Source organism: Nocardia sp. NPDC004654 (assembly GCF_040609595.1).
Classification (GTDB): Bacteria; Actinomycetota; Actinomycetes; order Mycobacteriales; family Mycobacteriaceae; genus Nocardia.
Map to the genome: position 1 here is coordinate 317,337 of NZ_JBEXKI010000004.1, position 17,305 is coordinate 334,641.

The 17,305-nt window shown below is 70.7% G+C and carries 13 protein-coding genes; 3 read left to right on the forward strand and 10 right to left on the reverse strand.

The features are described from left to right. Positions 1-4 precede the first annotated feature (4 nt). The 8 genes from ABZV58_RS15750 to ABZV58_RS15785 are packed head-to-tail and all read right to left on the reverse strand — an operon-like array spanning position 5 to position 11,671. Positions 5-937 carry a hypothetical protein gene (locus ABZV58_RS15750; RefSeq protein ID WP_355000830.1) on the reverse strand — a complete coding sequence of 311 codons (933 nt, stop codon included), beginning with the start codon at positions 935-937 and terminating at the stop codon, positions 5-7. Continuing rightward, entirely contained in the window at positions 934-1,569 is a 636-nt protein-coding gene (locus ABZV58_RS15755) for a nitroreductase family protein (RefSeq protein WP_355000831.1), read from the reverse strand. The genes ABZV58_RS15750 and ABZV58_RS15755 overlap by 4 nt, the downstream gene beginning before the upstream one ends. Then, positions 1,566-2,552, reverse strand: a complete 987-nt coding sequence (locus tag ABZV58_RS15760; protein WP_355000832.1) for a ScbA/BarX family gamma-butyrolactone biosynthesis protein — start codon at positions 2,550-2,552, stop codon at positions 1,566-1,568. Before ABZV58_RS15760 ends, ABZV58_RS15755 begins: the two co-directional genes overlap by 4 nt. Then, positions 2,549-3,475 (reverse strand): nucleoside-diphosphate kinase, encoded by a 927-nt coding sequence (locus tag ABZV58_RS15765; RefSeq protein ID WP_355000833.1) that lies wholly within the window; start codon positions 3,473-3,475, stop codon positions 2,549-2,551. Before ABZV58_RS15765 ends, ABZV58_RS15760 begins: the two co-directional genes overlap by 4 nt. Continuing rightward, positions 3,472-4,563, reverse strand: coding sequence for an SDR family oxidoreductase (locus ABZV58_RS15770; RefSeq protein ID WP_355000834.1), 1,092 nt, complete (start codon positions 4,561-4,563; stop codon positions 3,472-3,474). The genes ABZV58_RS15765 and ABZV58_RS15770 overlap by 4 nt, the downstream gene beginning before the upstream one ends. Further along, on the reverse strand, positions 4,556-4,825 hold the full coding sequence (locus ABZV58_RS15775) for an acyl carrier protein (RefSeq protein WP_355000835.1): 270 nt from the start codon (positions 4,823-4,825) through the stop codon (positions 4,556-4,558). The genes ABZV58_RS15770 and ABZV58_RS15775 overlap by 8 nt, the downstream gene beginning before the upstream one ends. After that, positions 4,822-8,961 (reverse strand): AMP-binding protein, encoded by a 4,140-nt coding sequence (locus tag ABZV58_RS15780; protein WP_355000836.1) that lies wholly within the window; start codon positions 8,959-8,961, stop codon positions 4,822-4,824. The genes ABZV58_RS15775 and ABZV58_RS15780 overlap by 4 nt, the downstream gene beginning before the upstream one ends. Continuing rightward, on the reverse strand, positions 8,951-11,671 hold the full coding sequence (locus ABZV58_RS15785) for a phosphoenolpyruvate synthase (RefSeq protein ID WP_355000837.1): 2,721 nt from the start codon (positions 11,669-11,671) through the stop codon (positions 8,951-8,953). The genes ABZV58_RS15780 and ABZV58_RS15785 overlap by 11 nt, the downstream gene beginning before the upstream one ends. Positions 11,672-11,890: 219 nt before the next feature. Here ABZV58_RS15785 and ABZV58_RS15790 point away from each other — a divergent pair, with 219 nt between their 5' ends. The 3 genes from ABZV58_RS15790 to ABZV58_RS15800 all read left to right on the forward strand — a co-directional run bounded on the left by ABZV58_RS15790 (position 11,891) and on the right by ABZV58_RS15800 (position 14,351). Further along, complete coding sequence (locus ABZV58_RS15790; protein WP_355000838.1) at positions 11,891-12,604, forward strand: ESX secretion-associated protein EspG; 714 nt, start codon at positions 11,891-11,893, stop codon at positions 12,602-12,604. A gap of 83 nt (positions 12,605-12,687) precedes the next feature. Beyond that, positions 12,688-13,062, forward strand: coding sequence for a hypothetical protein (locus ABZV58_RS15795; protein WP_355000839.1), 375 nt, complete (start codon positions 12,688-12,690; stop codon positions 13,060-13,062). Then, on the forward strand, positions 13,059-14,351 hold the full coding sequence (locus tag ABZV58_RS15800) for a hypothetical protein (RefSeq protein WP_355000840.1): 1,293 nt from the start codon (positions 13,059-13,061) through the stop codon (positions 14,349-14,351). The genes ABZV58_RS15795 and ABZV58_RS15800 overlap by 4 nt, the downstream gene beginning before the upstream one ends. Positions 14,352-14,516: 165 nt before the next feature. Here the strand turns inward: ABZV58_RS15800 and proB are convergent, their stop codons facing one another. Continuing rightward, the gene (proB, locus tag ABZV58_RS15805) at positions 14,517-15,656 is read right to left on the reverse strand and encodes a glutamate 5-kinase (protein WP_355001154.1); all 1,140 of its coding nucleotides are present in this window, start codon (positions 15,654-15,656) and stop codon (positions 14,517-14,519) included. A 112-nt stretch (positions 15,657-15,768) separates the two neighbouring features. Continuing rightward, the gene (gene obgE, locus ABZV58_RS15810; protein WP_355000841.1) at positions 15,769-17,223 is read right to left on the reverse strand and encodes a GTPase ObgE; all 1,455 of its coding nucleotides are present in this window, start codon (positions 17,221-17,223) and stop codon (positions 15,769-15,771) included. Between the last annotated feature and the right edge of the window lie 82 nt (positions 17,224-17,305).

Genomic DNA, 17,305 nt, shown 5'->3' on the forward strand with positions numbered 1-17,305 from the left:
CCTGTCAGGTGACGCAGAGCAATGCCTGCGCAATGAGCGCGAGGTAGAGGGCGAGAACGAACGCGACCGCGGGCAGGACCGGGTGCTCGGGTTCGTCCGATCGCAGGAACCGCCACTCTCCGTACGCCGGAATCAGCAAAAGCACCAGCGGTATCCACGCGACCGCGGCTCGCGCTCCGCTGAACTCCCAGGGCTGGGCCAGCGCGAGTTCGACCGCCACGGCGAGCGCGGCGAAACCGAGAATCGCGGCCACACTGCCCGCGACGCCCAGCTGATTCGAATAGAGGTGCGCCGGACGCTCTTCCCGCGCGGTCTTTCGCGCGAACTCGAAGTGCAGGAACGCGCCCGCGAAGATCGCCACGACAGCGGCGGTCTGCCATCCGGCGGCGACCTCCCCGGTGTCCCTGGCCGAGACGAGGACATACGCGGCCACCAGCAGCTGAACCGGGTACGTGACGACGAGATTGAGCAGAATGTCGTCGCGCACCGCGGCCGAGCGCCGCTCCAAGGCCCACAGGAACACCCCGTACGCCAACACCGCCGCGATCGCCACGGCGGAGGACACCGACAGAGCCAGGCTCGCGCCGATCGCCCCCACCGCGATCACGCCCATGGCCGCGCGCAGTTCGCCCGCGCTCACCGCGCCGGTCACCAGCGGCCGGTCCGGGTTGTGGACGCGGTCGTAGTCCAAGTCCTTCTGCTCGTCGACCATCCGCAGATACAGCAGCACGAAGGCCACGACGACGATGCGCAGGATGGTGCCCCGGCCCGGCCGCCACGGTGTAACCGGTTGGGACACAAGGGCGGCCGTGCCCTCGAGGGCGAGCACGAAGAGGACGCCGTACAGCAGGTAGTGCGGCTTGTACATGACGGCGGTGAAGCGCGCGACGCGCCGCGCGGAGCCGAGCGGGCTCGGGGACCGCACGTCGCTTCTCATAACCCGCCCCACCGTTCCCACGCGGTGACCTCGGCGGCGGGCAGCCTGCGCGGCGCCGCCTTCGACGGACCCGGCCGCAGGTGCGCGACCGGAACCAGCGCGACCTGGGCGACCTCCTCGAACGGAATCCCGAGCAGGTCGGCCACTTCGCGCTCGTAGGCCAGGTGAGCGGTCGTCATGGTGCCGCCGAGCCCGCGCTCGTGCAGGGCGAGCAGGAAGCTCCAGACAGCCGGATAGACGGAGCCGTAGTAGCTCGCCAGGTGCAGGGCCGAACCGGTCGCGGGCGGGCGGCCGAGCGAACAGACCAGCACCAGCGCGGGCACCTCGTGCATACGCTCGGCCAGATACCGGCCGGAGGCGAGATCTCCGAGCTGATCGGGTCGCGGTGTGCGAGCGGACAGGTACGCCGCGAAACCCTTGCGGTAGTACTCCGCGATCTGCTGCCGGGCGCGCTGGTCCTGCACGACCAGGAAGCGCCACGGCTGTCGGTTGGTGCCGCTTGGCGCGTGCACGGCGGTGTCGAGGCAGCCGAGCAGCTCCGCGCGGTCGACGGGGCGGGTGAGATCCAGCCGTCTGCGGAACGCGCGGGTCGTCCGAAGCAGCTCGGCGGCGGTCATCGGGTCGGCGGTCATCGGGATTCGGCGATGGTCTCGGAATCCAAAGCGTCCACGTCGAATTCGAGGTCCAGGCGCGCCGCGACAGCGCCCGCCTGGTGGATCTCGCAGTGCACGACGGTGGTGTCGAGTCCGGGTTCGGTGATCTCGGCGACGCACTCTGCGGGCAGATCCAGTTCCACGAACCGGTCGAAGGTGCTTGCCACGCAGACCAATCGGGGCAGATCGCGCAGGACCATGCTCAGCGCGGTCTGTCTGCACGCCTCGATCAGCAGGCTACCCGGCACGTGGTCGAGCTGGTGATCGAACAGGAAAGGGTGGGACAGGTCGGGGACCAGTGCGGCACGGGCGACGCGACCGTCCGTGTCCGGCGGCGCGATCACGACGTTGCGCCAGTTCTCCCGGCCGACCGCCGCCGCGTCGGCGCGCTCGCCGAGGGCCGACGCACCGTGGAAAGCGCCGAGTCCCAGACTTTTTCGGAACTGATCGCGCAACCCGGTCCACTGCCGCGGCGTGGTCCAGGAGAAGGACCCGTCGACGGTGAGCATCGCCTCGCCGCCGGAGAAGATCTCCAGCACCATGTCCAGGCCATGGAGCGTCTCACCGCGGCGGTGCCTGCGCGGAACCCGCACGTGCATCACGAGATCGGCGGGGGCGATACCGGTCTCCCACGCCGGGGTGTCCGAGCCGGTGCCGTTGAACGTTCGCACGATGAACGCCATATTCTCCGGCACACCGTAGAACTCGTGGGTGACCGAGATCGCCGCCTGCCGCGCGGCCTCCATCACCAGCAGCGGATCGTGGCGCAGGCTCAGCGATCCGGCGTGGTCACCGTAATAGGCGTGCATGCGCGGCAGCTGGGCGCCGACCAGGAACGCGTCGGGCCCGAGGGTGTCCAGCGAGGTGACGAACACCTCCGAGACCGCGCAGCGGTGCGCCAACTGCCTGGGAATGGTGCGGTTGTGCGTGGCGGTCTTCTCGACTGCCGCGTGTGTTGTCACGATCGGCCCTCCAACCATTCTCGCGCGGCCACCGGCGGCAGCGTCTGCGACCGCGTACCGACCCGCATCGGAAGCACATAAGACCCGAGCACCAAGACCGACCAGGGATCCAGCTCCGCGTCCGCGGCCCACGCCGAGTACAGCAGCCGCGCGCCGTCCGCGTCCTCCCCCGCGTCGATTCCGGCGCGGCGCAGATCGGCCAGAACGGTGCGCAGCGCGTCGTCCCGGTCGAAGCTGCGGGCCGGGACCCGCGCGTACAGGTCGGCCGCCAACGCGCTGACCGCCGCCGTGCGATCCAGTCCGGCCGTCACCTGCGCGAGCAGGTCGGCGCGGGTGTCTTCGTCGAAGTAGATGGCCAGTTCGCGCAGCACGTCGGCCGGGTCGTCGGGCGAGTGCACCAGGTTCAGCAAGAAGTTGTGCCTGCCGAGCACGTAGCGCAGTTCGCCCGGGTTGCGCTTGCGCGGGTCGGTGGCGCCCTTGGCCTCGGTGAGGCGGATCGGCACCGGCAGCGCGTCGTCGGCGCCGTGCACGACGAGCACCAGCACATCGGAGATGTCGACGAGCAGGTCGGCGAGGCGCCTTCGTTCCGGCGAGGCGATGTTCCACGCGAAGTACCACAGCGCGCGCACCAGGTGCCGGTTCACTCGCATCCGGTGCGCGGCTACCACGCGAAATCCCCTGGCGGGCAACCATTGCAGTGTCGGCTCGACGGCGCGCGCCACGATCGCGTCCGGCTTCAGCAGCAGCAGCGAATGCTGCCTGGCGAAGGCGACGGGATCGATGCCGAGCCGCTCGAGCTGGTCGACGGCCTCCTGCACGTAGGTGTCGTCCGCGTAGGCATCGATCTTCGCGGCGGCGGGTGTCAGGCGGTCCAGCAGCGCGTGCAGCGACGCGCCACTCTGTTCCGCTGGCGTCGCCGTCATCGGATCGCCCCGTCGAAACCGTTGGCGGCCAGGACTTCAGCGATCGAGGGCAGCGGAACGCCGAGGTAGCCGGATTCCAGGCAGTAGTCCAGCAGCAGGCGCAGGTAGTCCTTGCCGGTGGGCGGCGACGGGCGGCCGAGCAGTATCTCGGCGCGCGTGGTGTCGAAGTCGAGGCGGCGCTCGAAATAGCTGGTGTAGAGCGCGCCGATCCGGCGGTAGTACTCGCGCTCGACCGGATCCAGATCCGACTCGGCGAAGGTGGATTTCGGAACGAAGGTCGCCACCTCGAACGACGGATACTCGGCGAGCACGTCGGACACCTCGCGCAGCGAGAGCGCGTCCCGGCCGAGCGCGTGCAGCGTGCGGAAGTCCGCCGAGTCGAAATCCAAGACGGCCGCGGCGATCACATCGGCCACGTGGTCGACCGGGGCCAGCGCGAGGGTGGCGTCGTAGCGGCCGGGCAGGGTCCGCAGCTTGCCCTCGACCATCAACTTCACGACGGTGTACAGGTTCTTGTATTCGCGGATCTCACCGGTGGCCGCGTGGCCGGTGACGATGCCGGGCCGCACGATGGCCCACCGCAATCCACGCTCGCCCGCCGCGTGCACGAGCTGTTCGGCGAGGAACTTACTGCGCTCGTAGCGATTTCCGAACGACTGACCAGCGTCGAGTTCGTCTTCGCCGATCGTGCCGCCGCGCATGCCGCACACGTAAGCGGTGCTGACGTGCACCAGCGGCACATCCCACGCCAGCGCGAGCGCGATCGCGTGCTCGGTGCCGCGCACGTTGAGTTCGACGTAGTCGGCGTCGGCGGCGTCGAATGCGGTGGTGGCGGCGCAGTGCACGATCACGCCGACCCGCTCGGCGAGATCTTCGCTGTCGCGCGCCGAGAGGCCGAATCCGGGGCGGCGGATGTCCCCGGCCACGGGCGTGCCCGCCTCCAGCACCGTGCCGTCGTTGCGCACGATGTCGGCGTTGCTGTGCAGCACCGCGGCGACGGGTCTGCTCGCCGCGGACAACCGAGCGACCACTTCCGCGCCGACCAGTCCGGTCGCCCCGGTGACCAGCACGGTCTCGCGCTCACACATGATCGCTCCCCCGCATGCCATTGCCGACCAGCGCGATCACCTCGCCGACCCGGCGGATCCCGACCAGGTCCTCCGGCCGTTGCCTCGGTAGCTCGAATGCCCGCTCGAGCGCCACGGTCAGCTCCATCAGACGCAGCGAGTCGAAGCCCAGATCCTCCACGAGGCGGTGCTCGTCGGCCAGGTCGGCAGGCGGATCCGGCGCCATGGCCTGGACGAGGCGCCGCACCCGGGCGGCGAGGGTGGTGTCGGCGGCGGCGGTCATGACGGTTCGCTTTCCCGGAGATGGGGCTGGTGGCCACCGGTGGTGAGCAGGTCGCGGGCTTCGTCCAGCGGCAGGTCGGTGTCGAGATAAGCGGCGAGGCGCAGCCAGTCGTAGCCGATCGCCAGGGTGCGCCGCCACTGCTCACGCGAGTCGAACGAGGCGGGGAAGACGAGCGCCGCGTCGGCGCCGCCCGCTACGGTGCGCACCAAGGCGACGAAGTCGTCGAGGACCGCGAGTCCGGCGAGGGTGTCGCCGCCGCGGCCGAGCGGTTCCGAGAACCGCACCCCGCGTGCGGCGTCCAGCTGCGCGAGCACCTCCGCGCGCCGCCACGCGCCGGGCGGCAGCAGTCGCGCGACCGTGGCGGACGGCGCCACGTCGGCGGGCAGCGGGTGGATACCGAAGGCGGACAGCAATACTCGCACCGCCATGGCGATCAACCGGTGCGCGGCGATGTCGGCGACGCCGCCTTGACCATTCTTCACCGCGCCCGCCAGATCTTCCCTGGCGTTCTCCAGCACGATGTTCGACCAGACCAGGTGCAGCGCGCACTCGGTGAAGCGACACGCGGGCAGCGGTGCGAGGGTCGCGATCGCGTCGTCGCGAGCCGCGCCGGCCAGACCGAGCGCGGGACTGCACGCGCTCGGCACCGGCGTATAGGGCGCGACGGGCTTGCACATGGCGAGCGCGGGTTCGATCGCGCCCGCATCCCGCCACTGCAAGCCGACGAGTCCGAGGCGCACGAATTCCGCCAGCTCCGTGGCGATGTCGCGCGGAGCTCGGGCGAGCACGTCGCGCACGGAGTGCTTGAAGACCACCGATCGCCAGGCGCGGGCGGCGGTGTCCGAGAGCGCGAAGACGTCGCGATCGTCGCGCACCACGTGGATGCGGCCGCCGATGGTCCAGGTCGTCACGGCCGGGCGGCGGGCGAACAGGATGCGGTGTGGGTCTTCGGTCGTGTCCTCGATGCCGAGATCGGCGACGAGTCGCCAGAGTTGTCGCCAGGTGGTGTCTTCGGCCAAGCGGCGGGCCTGGGTATCCGGGAGGAAGGCGGAGGCGTCGAGGCGCGAAGGGGTCGGTGATGATCCAAATGTTCTGTCGGACAACGGTTCCAGGACCGCCATCGGCTTCCCGCGACGGTGTCCATTGGTCGTCGGCTCGGTCGAGGTCTCGCCGTCGAACCCCTGCGGGCTTTCGAACGTCCAGGCTGCGGGATCGCTCAGCTCGCGGTAACGGTCGATGACGTCGTGGCCGCCGATCCGATCGAGTTGGCGCGGCAGCCATTTGGTCTCGAGGTAGGTCTCGCCACGGCGGGCCGCCCACGCCTTCACGGCTTGCAGCAGTCCGTCGCGGGCCCACTCGCTCGCCTCGTCGGCGGCACCCAGCGCACGCAGCGCCACCGCGTAGCGCAGCGCCTGGACCGCGCGAGCCGTCCACCACTCTGCCATCAGGGTTCGGAAGTCGTCGTGCGAGAGCAGAGCGCGCAAGCCGTCGATATCCACCGCGCCAGGCCGGACCACAGTGGCGCGCAGGAAGCGCTGGCAGCGGTTGAGCAGGTCCTCGTCCAGCTCGGCGGGAACGCCTCGTGCCGCCCGCTCGAGCTGGCGGCGCAGCTGGGCCACCGAGCGGGTGCGGACCTCCACCCGGCGGCCGTCGATGAACAGGACTGTCGGGAGGGTCGGGAGTTCTTCGGCGCCGGGGACGACGGCAAGGAAGTCTACGTCGGAACCCTCGTTACCGAAGCCCTCCGCCAGTGAGCCTTCGAACAGGACTGCCGAATCAGAATGGAGCACAACGGTTTCCAGTGACACTTCGAGGAGTCTGCGCACACGCTCGATCGGCAGAGCGGGCACCGGCGTATCCGGCACCGGTCGATCGTTCTCGGCGCGGGGTGACGCCGTCGATCGCGAACCGTCCAACGCCATCGGACGCGAGCCGTCCAACGCCATCGGACGGGAGCCCTGACCGTCCCCCGCGGATCGGCCTTCTTCGGCCGCAGCGGATCCCGACACCGTGTTGCGCGGCCCACCCGAGGCCAGCGCGTCGCCCTCCGAGCCAAGGCCGACGCGGGACGGCTCCGAGACCGGGTCGACCGAGTGAACCGTTTCCCGGCGGTCCGCGCCCACCGCAGGCGGGGCGCCTGGGGATCGGCCGTCCGCGCCTGGTGATCGGCCTTCTTCGGCGGCAACGGATTTCGGCTCCGTGTTTCGCGGGCCGCCCAGCGCGACCGCGTCGCCGACGGAAACCACCCCGTCGGCACTCGAAACCACCGGGCCATCGCCCGAGGAGATCGCGTCACCGGAGCCTCGGCCATCGCGCGCGGGCATCGCGACAGGGCCGCCCATGTCCACCGGTCTCCGGCGGTCCGCTGCTGCGGCGGGCCGGAACTCGGCACCGCCGAGAGCCTGTCCGCCCGTCTCCGTCGTGCGCGAACCGGCGGTCAGCGCGGTTGTTCCGTCCGCCTCGTGCACCTGCACCCCGACGAGTCCGCCGTCCCGGAACAGCTGCCACAGATGGCGGCGGCGCGGCTTGCCGCTGGACGTACGGCGGATGGTGCCGCGCGGGCCGGTGACGATGGCGATCGCGGCCGCGGGACCCAGTTCACCGCGTATCACCTTGCGCGCCTGCGCTATCCACGCGCCGGGCGGTGCTTCGGCGAACAGCGCGATGCCCGGCGCGCCTACGTCGGTGAGTGCGACGGCGGCCAATTTGCCTTTGGTCAGGCCGGTCTCACCGGCCACGCGGGATTCGACGTCTTCCATGTACACCGAGCGGCCGCGCACCTTGAGGCTGGAGCCCATCCTGCCGAGCACGAAAACCTCGTCGCGGTACAGGAATCCAGCGTCTCCCGTGTAGAGCTCGCCGTCCACGATTCGGGTCGCGCCGCCGTCGTCGGCACCGGTGTAACCCATGGCGACGGAGTCGCCGACGACCACCAGTTCGCCGAGCACACCGTCGGGCAGCTCGCGCCCATCTTCGTCGACCACGCGGACGGTCGATTCCGGCGTCGAGTAGCCGAGTCCGGTGATCCAGCCCGCGCCGTCGACGCGGTGGGTGTCGTCCAGCCGCGCCTCGGCCAGCACTCCGACCGGATGACCGAAGCGCAGGTTCGGCGTGTCCAGGCGCAGCGCGGTGATCGGCCGCCGCAGGGCCGAGGACGTCACCATCAGCGTGGCCTCGGCCAAGCCGTAGGCCAGCGTGTAGGCGTCCATCGAGAAGCCGCGCGGTCCGGTGAGCTCGGCGAACGCCTGAAGGTCGGCGACCTCCACCGGCTCGGAGCCAACGGCGAGGGTGCGCCAGCCGGACAGATCCAGTTCGGCGATCTCCTCCGGTCGGACCCGGTGCGCCACATAGCCCAGCGCGAACGAGGGCGATGGCGAGTGCTGGGCCGAGGCCATCGCGCGCAGCCAGCGCGCCGGGTCGCGGACGAACTGGTCCGGCCGCATCAGGTAGAGATCACCCTGGTTCGTGACGGTCGTCAGGAACGCGCCGACCAGGCCCATGTCGTGATAGAGCGGCAACCACGACACCATGGCCTCGCCGGGGCGCCAATCGATGAGTCCGGAGATCATGGCGATGTTGTTCGCCAGGTTGCGCCAGCTGACCCGCACGCCCCGTGGCGTCCCCGTCGAGCCGGAGGTGAATTGCAGCAGTGCGCAATCCGCGGGCGCGCCGAGTTGGCGCTCGGCGGGTGGCTGCGGTAAATCGGAACCGATCACCAGGGGCTCGTCGCGCCGCCCTGCCGCCACCGCCGCCCGGCGTACCAGGTCCTCGAATTCCGGTGCGGTGACCACCAGCCGCGGCGCGGCGGCGGTCAGGATCGCGGCGATATGCGCGACGATCTGGTCGAGGTCGCCGAACATCGGCGGCGCGATGGGGGTGAACACCCCGCCGCAGGCCCACACCGCGTAGAACGCCGCGGTGCAGGCGAATCCGGTGGGCATGACGACGCACGCGCCCGCACCGCCGGTGAGTCCGTGCTCGCGCATCAGCGCGGCGATGGACCAGGACTGCTCGGCCAGTTCCCGATAGCTGCGGAACTCCCAGCCGTCGACCTCGGCGGCCAGGTGAATGCCGGTCTCCCGCGCCGGGCGCAGGAGCCAATCTCGCACGGCCGCAACGTCTTTGTCAGGTGCCATCGCGGTCAACTCCTTCGGACAGCACAGTAACCGTTCCGGCCGTTCCGTCCACCCGAATTCGCATACTGGTCCGTATTTTCTTCGTGACGTCCTTGACCTGAACGACCGTCGGCACGCCGAGCTCGCGGGCCACGATCGCCACGTGCGTGAGCGGGCTACCGCGTTCGATCACCAGCGCGGAAGCCGAGGGCAGCGCCGCGACCCACCCCGGGTCGGTGCGGTAGGCCACCAGGATGCCGCCCGCGACATCGTTCGGCTCGCTGACGACCACCGCCTCGCCCTCCACGATCCCCGCCGCCGACGGTGTACCGCCGAGCACGGTGCCGACGGTCGCCGCGGGCGTCTCGCCGACCGGCACCCAGCCCTGCGTCGCCAGTTCCGCGCGCCCGAACGCCCCGCCCCGGGTGACGAACCGGGCGGGCGCGACCAGATCGGCGTCGGCGGCGCGCTGCGCCTTGCGCGCGGCGACCAGCGCGCGCAGCGGGTCGGTGTCGGCGCCCTCGTAGCAGCCGCGCAGTTCGTCAACGGTCAGATAGAACACGTCGGCGAATTCGTCGAGCACGCCGCGCTCAACGAGGTCCCGGCCCATCGCCCGGATCATCCGCTTCACCATGCCGAAGGCCCTGGTGCGGCAGAACCGCAGGCGCTCGCGGTGCGCGGCGCACCGAGATACCTTGGCGCGCAGACGTTCGTAGACGCGACGGCGCGGGCCGCGCAGGTGGGCGTCGAGGTAGGCCTCGGCCTCGTCGCGCCGGTCGGACGGCGCTTCCTGCTCGTGCACCCGCCCGAGCGCGCTGCGCAGCATGATGAACAGACCCGACGGGTCCTCGCGCAGGTCCGGCGTCTCCAGCTTCAGTTCGTCCAGGCTGCGATAGCCGTAGCTGTCCAGGTAGGCGTCGACCTCGGCGCGGAACTTCGGATGGTCGGCGAGGGCGTCGTACAGCCGGTCCGGCGCGGTCGCGTGCACCAGCGCCGTCAGCTCCGCATCCGCCCGCACGGTCTTGGCGAGCGCGGTCATCGCCCGGGCGGGCTCGGCCGATTCGACGTCGGCGCCGGGACCGACGACCGCGTACAGGAACCACTCCGGCGCGTTCGGCAGCAGCGCCTTGGTCAATGCGTAGAGCAGGCCGGTGCAGGTCAGCAGGATCGCGTCGAGCACCATCAGCGGGCCCCAGCGTTCGACGAGATCGCGATCGACCGTGCGGTAGGCGGCATAGGCCTGTTCGCCGGAGAGCGACGTGTAGTCGAGTCCGTCGTACTCGTCGTAGACGCGGTAGAAGTCGGCGAGGAAATCCTCGACCATCGCGTCGATGCCGAACAGCCGCCGCAGGTAGGTGGCCGTGGTCACCGCGCGGGACCGCAGCCGGGCCAGGGGGTTGCGGAAGGTGAAGGGCCGCAATGTCTTCGCGATGTCGTCGGGGAGCGGCTCGGCGACGCCGAGCGCGGCCTCCAGCACCCGGCGGTTGAGCGGATAGCCCGGCGCGATGCCCACCATCCGGTACCAGTGCAGCAGGTTGTAGTACACGCGGCCGTGAAACCAGCCGAGCAGCACCGGAGTCCACGCGTCGGTCTGACGCAGCTGGGCGGGCGGCACGCGCAGCGAGGCGGCGTAGCCGCGGTACACGCGACCGTAGATACCCGCCGCGGTGGTGTACGTCAGCGGGGAGGTGATGCCGCTGAAACTCTCGATGATGTTGGAGTTGTCCCAGATTCGCAGTTCGCCGGGCGCGAGCGTCTCACCCGCCCCGCGCAACGACGCGTCCGCCGCCTCGGGCGGTGCGGGCTCGGTGGTGATCGGGCGAGACTGAAGTATCCACAGTCCCACGTCGTCCAGCGCCCACTCGATGTCTTGCGGTGCGCCGCAGACGATTTCGATCTTGCGACCGAGCTCGACCAGTTCGGCGATCTCGTCGTCGCCGAGCACGGCCCGTTCACGCAGCGCCGCCGCTACCTCGCCGACCTCGCAGCCCTGCGCCGCGGCGGGGTGGTAGCTGCTGTCCTTGTCGCCGACGATCGTGTCGAGCACGACGCCGGTCGCCTTGTCGACGGTGACGGTGTCCGCGTCCACCGCACCCGACACCAGCCCCTCACCGAGCCCGTACACCGCGCTGATCACCAGTCGATCGGACGCACCGGTACGGGGATCGGCGGTGAACAGCACGCCGCTGGCCCGCGCGACCACCAGTCGTTGCAGCACAACGCCCGGCGCGCCGCCGACCGGGCGCGACCGCGCGAAGGCGTACCGTATCGACCGCTCGGAGAACGCCGAGGCCCAGCAGTCCCGCACGCGGTCGGTGACCGCCGCGACGCCGTTGACGTTGAGGAAGGAGTCGAACTGTCCCGCGTAGGAGTGCTCGGCGCCGTCCTCCACGACCGTCGAGGAGCGCACGGCGATCGGACCGCCGCCGATCCGTTCGTAACCGTCGGCGACGAGTTCTCGCAGGTCGGCGGGCAGCGGAGCGGCTTCGATATCGGCGCGCAGGTCGGCGGCCAGCGCGAGCACCCGGTCCGGATCGTCCGCCATAGCCAACGCGGAAACTCGCTCGGCCAACCCGTGTTCGGCGAGGAAGCGCTCGAACGCGTCGGTGCCGAGCGCGACCCACTCGGGAACACGGAAGCCTCCGTTGTGCAAAGCGTGCAAGCCGCGCGCCTTGCCGCCCGCCAGCGCGGCGATCGTCGCCGGTTGGTCCCACGTCCCGAGTACCTGCACGGCATCTCTCCCATCGCCCCTGATCGACGCGTCGGAGCCGGGCACTCCAGGCCCGCGTACAGCCGCGCGAGAACCAAGGGTTCGTCTGGGTATATCCGAGTTGTCGCCGCGGCGTTAGCCCCTGATCCAGTGGTACCAGTTCTCGAACAGTTCGTCGCGCGGCCAGGGTCACCGATATGCTGCGGGCAGTTCGGTGGGTTCGGTGAGGAGTGATTCGGCGTGGGTTGGACGTTCACCCCGGACGAGTTCGCCCACGTCTGGCGGGAAACTCAGGTGGATCGCCACCCCTATCCGCTGCGCATCCTGGAGACGCCGCGCACCGAGGCCGAGGCCGAGGCGCTGCGAGCCCAGCTGACTCAGCGCCTGCCGCTCGGCGCGGACCCGGACCTGTCCGCCTGCCTGCGGATCCTCGCCGAACCGCACACCAGGATCGTCGCCATCGGCGGCGCGCACATCCCGAACAGCGAGCTGCGGCTACTGGCCTGCGCGGTGTACGACCGCGCGGTGCTCGCCATTCAGGAACCCGGCACCCGCCCCGATTTCGGCGGACGGGTGCGCATCTCGATCGGACACGCGAGCAAGCTGGGCAGCCGCATCGCCACGCTGCTGCCGAAGACACCCGCCGGACGCGAACCGGCCCGCGCCGCGAGCGCCGCCGCGGTCCGCGACACCGAGACCGTCGTCGCCACCCAGCCCGCCGCGAACCCCATCCGCAGGCTGCTGCTCAAACCGCACACCGCCGAGGGACATCTACGCATCGAAGCTCGGCTCGATCGGGACGAACCCGTCCCGCCGATCCACTACACCTGGATCGATGTGCAGGGCGACGGGCGGTACCTGATCAAAGCGGGCGAGACCGTGCACATCGTGCCCGCATCGCCCGAACAGATCGCCGCCCAGCTCCAGAAACGCATTCCGGCACAGGCCAGGTGAGCGCCATGCGCGGGTTTTGGGCGGACTCCGTCCGGCTGTAACCATTAGGCTGAAGCCAACCGACCGATCCCCGGGGGGTGCGCATGACGATCGAGAGCAGCCGAGCCGAAATAGCGCGGTTCAAGCAGGAAGCGCAGGCAGGCACCGTCAAGTTCGATCCGGACGCCGCGCGGCGGTGCGCCGAGATCTACGAGAACCAGGCCGACCGGCTGATCTACCTGCAGCAGCGCCTCGAATCCGCAGCCGAGTTGCACGGATTCGGCGGTTTCGTCTCCGCGCAGCAACTGCAGGCCGGATTCGGGCACAAGGCGCGCGACGCCGCGGCGCTGCTCGATCACTACATCGAGGCCGCCTACCGCATGAAGGAAGCGTTCCTGATCAGCGCCGGACTCTACGAAGAAGCCGACGCCGCCAACGCGGCCGCGCTGCGCGCGGTGGAAACGAGGCTGCCCCGATGACCGGCACCGACCCCACCTACATCAACTCGATGGAGCACTTCGAGTCGATGCCGCACGAGGAGATCTACGCCAAGACCCAGCAGATCGACGCCGGGGAGATCCTGCGCGCCTCGGTCACCTGGCTCGAGGTCGCCGCCGCGCTGGCCACCTCCATGCCGCTGACCCGCGGCAGCGCGGACCGCGTCATGAACGGCATGGAATGGGAAGGCGCGGCGGCGAACGCCGCTTACGCGAGCACGCGCAGCTTCGCCGCCTCCGTCGACGAACTCAGCGCCGTCATGGGCCAGGTCGGCGCGCGCCTCGGTGGGGTCGCGGCGGCGGCCGAAGCGGTCAAACTGGCCGTGGTGCCGCCCGGCAGCTCCGGTCCGATCGGCGCCATCGCCCAACTGCTCGAAGCGGCGAACGTCATCGACGCGCAGATGGCGCAGGAGGCGCTGCGGCAGGAAGCCGTGCTCGCGATGAACATGGTCTACAAGCCCGCCTATTCGATGGCGGGAAACGGCGTGCCCGCGCTGCCGGAACCGCCTGTGCTGTCGACGCTTTCGGACGCGGAGGCGATTCCGCAGTCGCCGAATGGGTCGTCGAAGTACGGGCCCGATGGGTCGAACGGGTCGACGGGAAATTCGCCGAACGCGCCGGAAAACGTTCCGCCGGGCGGGGATTCGCCGCCAGAGCCACCCACCGATGCCACGCCGGAGCCGTCGCCGCCGGAATCCCACGCCCCCACCGCACCGACCCCGGACGCGACACCCGATGTGCCGCCGACCCCGGACGCGCCGCCGAGCCAGGAAACTCCTCCGCCCACGCAGGAGACCCCCGCACCGCCGACACCGGAAACGCCTTCGCCGACCCCGGAGACCCCGGCGCCACCGACCTCGGACGCACCGCCTCCCACGGAGGAAGCTCCGACACCGCCGCCCACCCAGGAGGCACCGTCACCCACCGAGGCGCCGCCGACGCAGGACGTCCCTCCGCCCACGCAGGAGACGCCCGCACCTACCCAAGAGCCGCCGGTGCCACCACCCACGCAAGAGACCCCGGCACCCCCGCCCACCCAAGAATCGCCAGTGCCACCACCGACCCAAGAAACCCCGGCACCCCCGCCCACCCAAGAAATGCCTGCGCCCCCGCCGTCACCGGAACCGGCTCCGCCGCCCGGCGAACCCGGACCGCTCCCCGACCCGGGCGGCCAGCCCGGCGTCACCGGTCCCATCCCGGAGGGGCAGAACCAAGGCTCCTCCCACACCGACCAACCGGGCGTGGTTCCCCAATCCGGCGCAACCAGCTAGCGCGCCGGATCCACACCACTCCCCAGTGATGGCGCGCACGAAACCCGCTCCACCCCAACATGACCGCTGCCGCAGGGGTCCCACACACCGCTTGCACGCCTCACAAAGCCGCTGCCTATGTGAGGAGTACGAACGGTGTGTGACGCTGCATGCCTCGCCGGAAACTCAGACCTTCACCAAGTCGTCGGCGTGAATCACCGGGCGCTGCATGGTGTCCGGTAGTTCGGTGGTGGAGCGGCCGAGCATGGTGGAGAGTTCGGTGCTGTCGTATTCGACTACGCCGCGGGCGATCAGGCGGTGATCGGCGGCGAGGAGGTCGACCACGTCGCCACCGTAGAAGCGGCCGCGAACAGCGGTGATGCCCGCGGCGAGCAGGGAGCGGCGGCGGTGGGCGACGGCCTGCACGGCGCCGTCGTCGAGGACGAGCGCGCCGCGGCTGTCGGCGGCGTGGCGGACCCAGAACTTGCGGGCCGACAGGCGAACCGGGCGCGCGGCGAACGCGGTGCCGACGGTGCCGGAGGCGAGCGCGGTGGCGGCCTCCTCGGCGGCCGCGAGCAGCACGGGGACCCCCGCGTCGGCGGCCAGTCGTGCGGCCGAGAGCTTGGAGGCCATGCCGCCGGTGCCGAGCGCGCCGCCGCTGCCCGCGATGACGCCGTCGAGGTCGGCGCTGCTGCGGACCTCGGGGATGAAGTTGGCCGCGCCCTTGCGCGGGTCGCCGTCGTAGAGGCCCTCCACATCGGAGAGCAGGATCAGCGCGTCCGCGCCGACCAGATGCGCGACGAGGGCCGCGAGCCGGTCGTTGTCGCCGAACCGGATCTCCTCGGTGGCGACCGTGTCGTTCTCGTTCACCACCGCGACCGCGCCGAGCGAACGCAGGCGGTCCAGGGTGCGCTGGGCGTTGCGGTGGTGCTCACGACGGGAGAAGTCGTCGGCGCTGAGCAGCACCTGGCCGACCGTACGTCCGTAGCGGGCGAAGGAAGTGCCCCACGCGTGCGCCAGCGCCAGCTGGCCGACGCTCGCCGCCGCCTGCTTGGTCGCCAGATCCCGTGGGCGACTGGACAATCCGAGCGGCGCGAGACCCGCACCGATGGCGCCCGACGAGACGACGACCACGTCCGAACCCGCGCGCATGCGGGCCTCGACGGCGTCGGCGAGCCGATCCAGCCGTGTCGTGTCCAGACCGCCCTTCAGGCTGGTCAACGCCGACGAGCCGATCTTCACCACGACGCTGCGCGCCGCGGCGATCGCCTGCCGCGCGTCGCTGAGCCCGCCGGGCGACACCGCGTCCGCTAGCCCCGAATTCACCTGCGTCACAACAGAACTCCCTGTACCGCAACCGAATGTGCTGTCCGAAGGGCCGTCCGCCCGAACCCGCCGCCGAACGCTCGAAACCGTTCGGCGGCAACGGTTTGCACGATCAATCCTCGTCCTCGGTGACCAGACCGCGGCGCACCCGCGAGGCGTGCTTGCGCTCCGCGGCGCTGACGCGGTCGGTCTGCTCCAGGCGGATATCGGTGCCGCGCCCGGTCGGCACGTGGTCGACGCCCGCCGAGATCTGCGGCTCCCAGTCGAAGCTGACGTCGCCGATGGTGACCGGAGCGCCTGGTTCGGCGCCGAGCCGCACCAACTCGTCCTCGACGCCGAGGCGGGCCAGCCGGTCGGCCAGGTAGCCGACGGCCTCGTCGTTGTCGAACTGGGTCTGGCGCACCCACCGCTCGGGGCGCGCGCCGCGCACGATGAAGCCGCCCGGCTCCTCCGGATCGGCGATCACGCTGAAGCCGGACTCGTCCACCGCGATCGGCCGGATCACCGGACGCTTCGGCGCCGCCTTCGGGTGCGCCTCGCGGTACTCGCGCACCAGGTCGGCGAGCGCGAAGGTCAAGGGGCGCAAGCCCGCTCGGCTCACCGCGGAGATCTCGAAGACCGGCCAGCCGCGCGCGGTGAACTCGGGCGTCACCATCTCCGCCAGCTCGGCGCCGTCGGGGACGTCGGTCTTGTTCAGGATCACCACACGCGGGCGGTCGGCCAGATCACCGAGACCGGCGTCGGCGGCGAGCGCGGGCTTGTACGCGGCAAGCTCGGCCTCGAGCGCGTCGACGTCGGAGACGGGATCGCGGCCCGGTTCGAGGGTCGCGCAGTCGACGACGTGCGCGAGCACCGCGCAGCGCTCCAGGTGGCGAAGGAAGTCCAGGCCGAGTCCGCGGCCCTCGCTGGCGCCGGGGATCAGGCCGGGCACGTCGGCGATGGTGAAGGTGGTGTCGCCACTGGCCACCACGCCGAGGTTGGGCACCAGCGTGGTGAACGGGTAGTCGGCGATCTTCGGCTTGGCCGCGGAGAGCACCGAGACCAGCGACGACTTGCCCGCCGACGGGAAGCCGACCAGGCCGACGTCGGCGACCGACTTGAGTTCCAGGACGAGATCGCGTTCCTCGCCCTCCTCGCCGAGCAGCGCGAAGCCGGGCGCCTTGCGCGCCTTCGAAGCCAGCGCCGCGTTGCCGAGTCCGCCGCGTCCGCCGCGCGCGGCGACATAGCGGTTGCCCACGCCGACCAGGTCGGCCAGGATCTCGCCGTCCTTGCCCAGCACGACGGTGCCGTCGGGCACCTTCAGCAACAGGTCGCCGCCGGTCTTGCCGTCCCGGTTGCCGCCCTCGCCCGGCTTGCCGTTGCCCGCCTTGGCGTGCGGGTGGAAGTGGAAGTCGAGCAGCGTGTGCACGTTCGCGTCGACCTCGAGGATGACGTCGCCGCCGTTGCCGCCGTTGCCGCCGTCCGGTCCGCCGAGCGGCTTGAACTTCTCGCGGTGCACCGACGCGCACCCATGACCGCCCTTCCCGGCACGCACGTACAGCACGACACGGTCGATGAATTTCGACATGGTCGAATCATCCTCCTTCTGGGCTGGTCGTTTTCGAGGGCTCGCGCTGATTCTTCGGCGGTCGCCGCCACGAGAACGCGAA

Excerpts from the sequence above, each read along its gene's own strand:
- ABZV58_RS15765 (WP_355000833.1), bottom strand. The coding sequence starts at position 3,475 with ATGACGGCGACGCCAGCGGAACAGAGTGGCGCGTCGCTGCACGCGCTG.
- ABZV58_RS15800 (WP_355000840.1), top strand. The coding sequence starts at position 13,059 with ATGACCGGCACCGACCCCACCTACATCAACTCGATGGAGCACTTCGAG.
- ABZV58_RS15795 (WP_355000839.1), top strand. The coding sequence starts at position 12,688 with ATGACGATCGAGAGCAGCCGAGCCGAAATAGCGCGGTTCAAGCAGGAA.
- obgE (WP_355000841.1), bottom strand. The coding sequence starts at position 17,223 with ATGTCGAAATTCATCGACCGTGTCGTGCTGTACGTGCGTGCCGGGAAG.
- ABZV58_RS15755 (WP_355000831.1), bottom strand. The coding sequence starts at position 1,569 with ATGACCGCCGACCCGATGACCGCCGCCGAGCTGCTTCGGACGACCCGC.
- ABZV58_RS15750 (WP_355000830.1), bottom strand. The coding sequence starts at position 937 with ATGAGAAGCGACGTGCGGTCCCCGAGCCCGCTCGGCTCCGCGCGGCGC.
- ABZV58_RS15780 (WP_355000836.1), bottom strand. The coding sequence starts at position 8,961 with ATGGCACCTGACAAAGACGTTGCGGCCGTGCGAGATTGGCTCCTGCGC.
- ABZV58_RS15775 (WP_355000835.1), bottom strand. The coding sequence starts at position 4,825 with ATGACCGCCGCCGCCGACACCACCCTCGCCGCCCGGGTGCGGCGCCTC.
- ABZV58_RS15770 (WP_355000834.1), bottom strand. The coding sequence starts at position 4,563 with ATGTGTGAGCGCGAGACCGTGCTGGTCACCGGGGCGACCGGACTGGTC.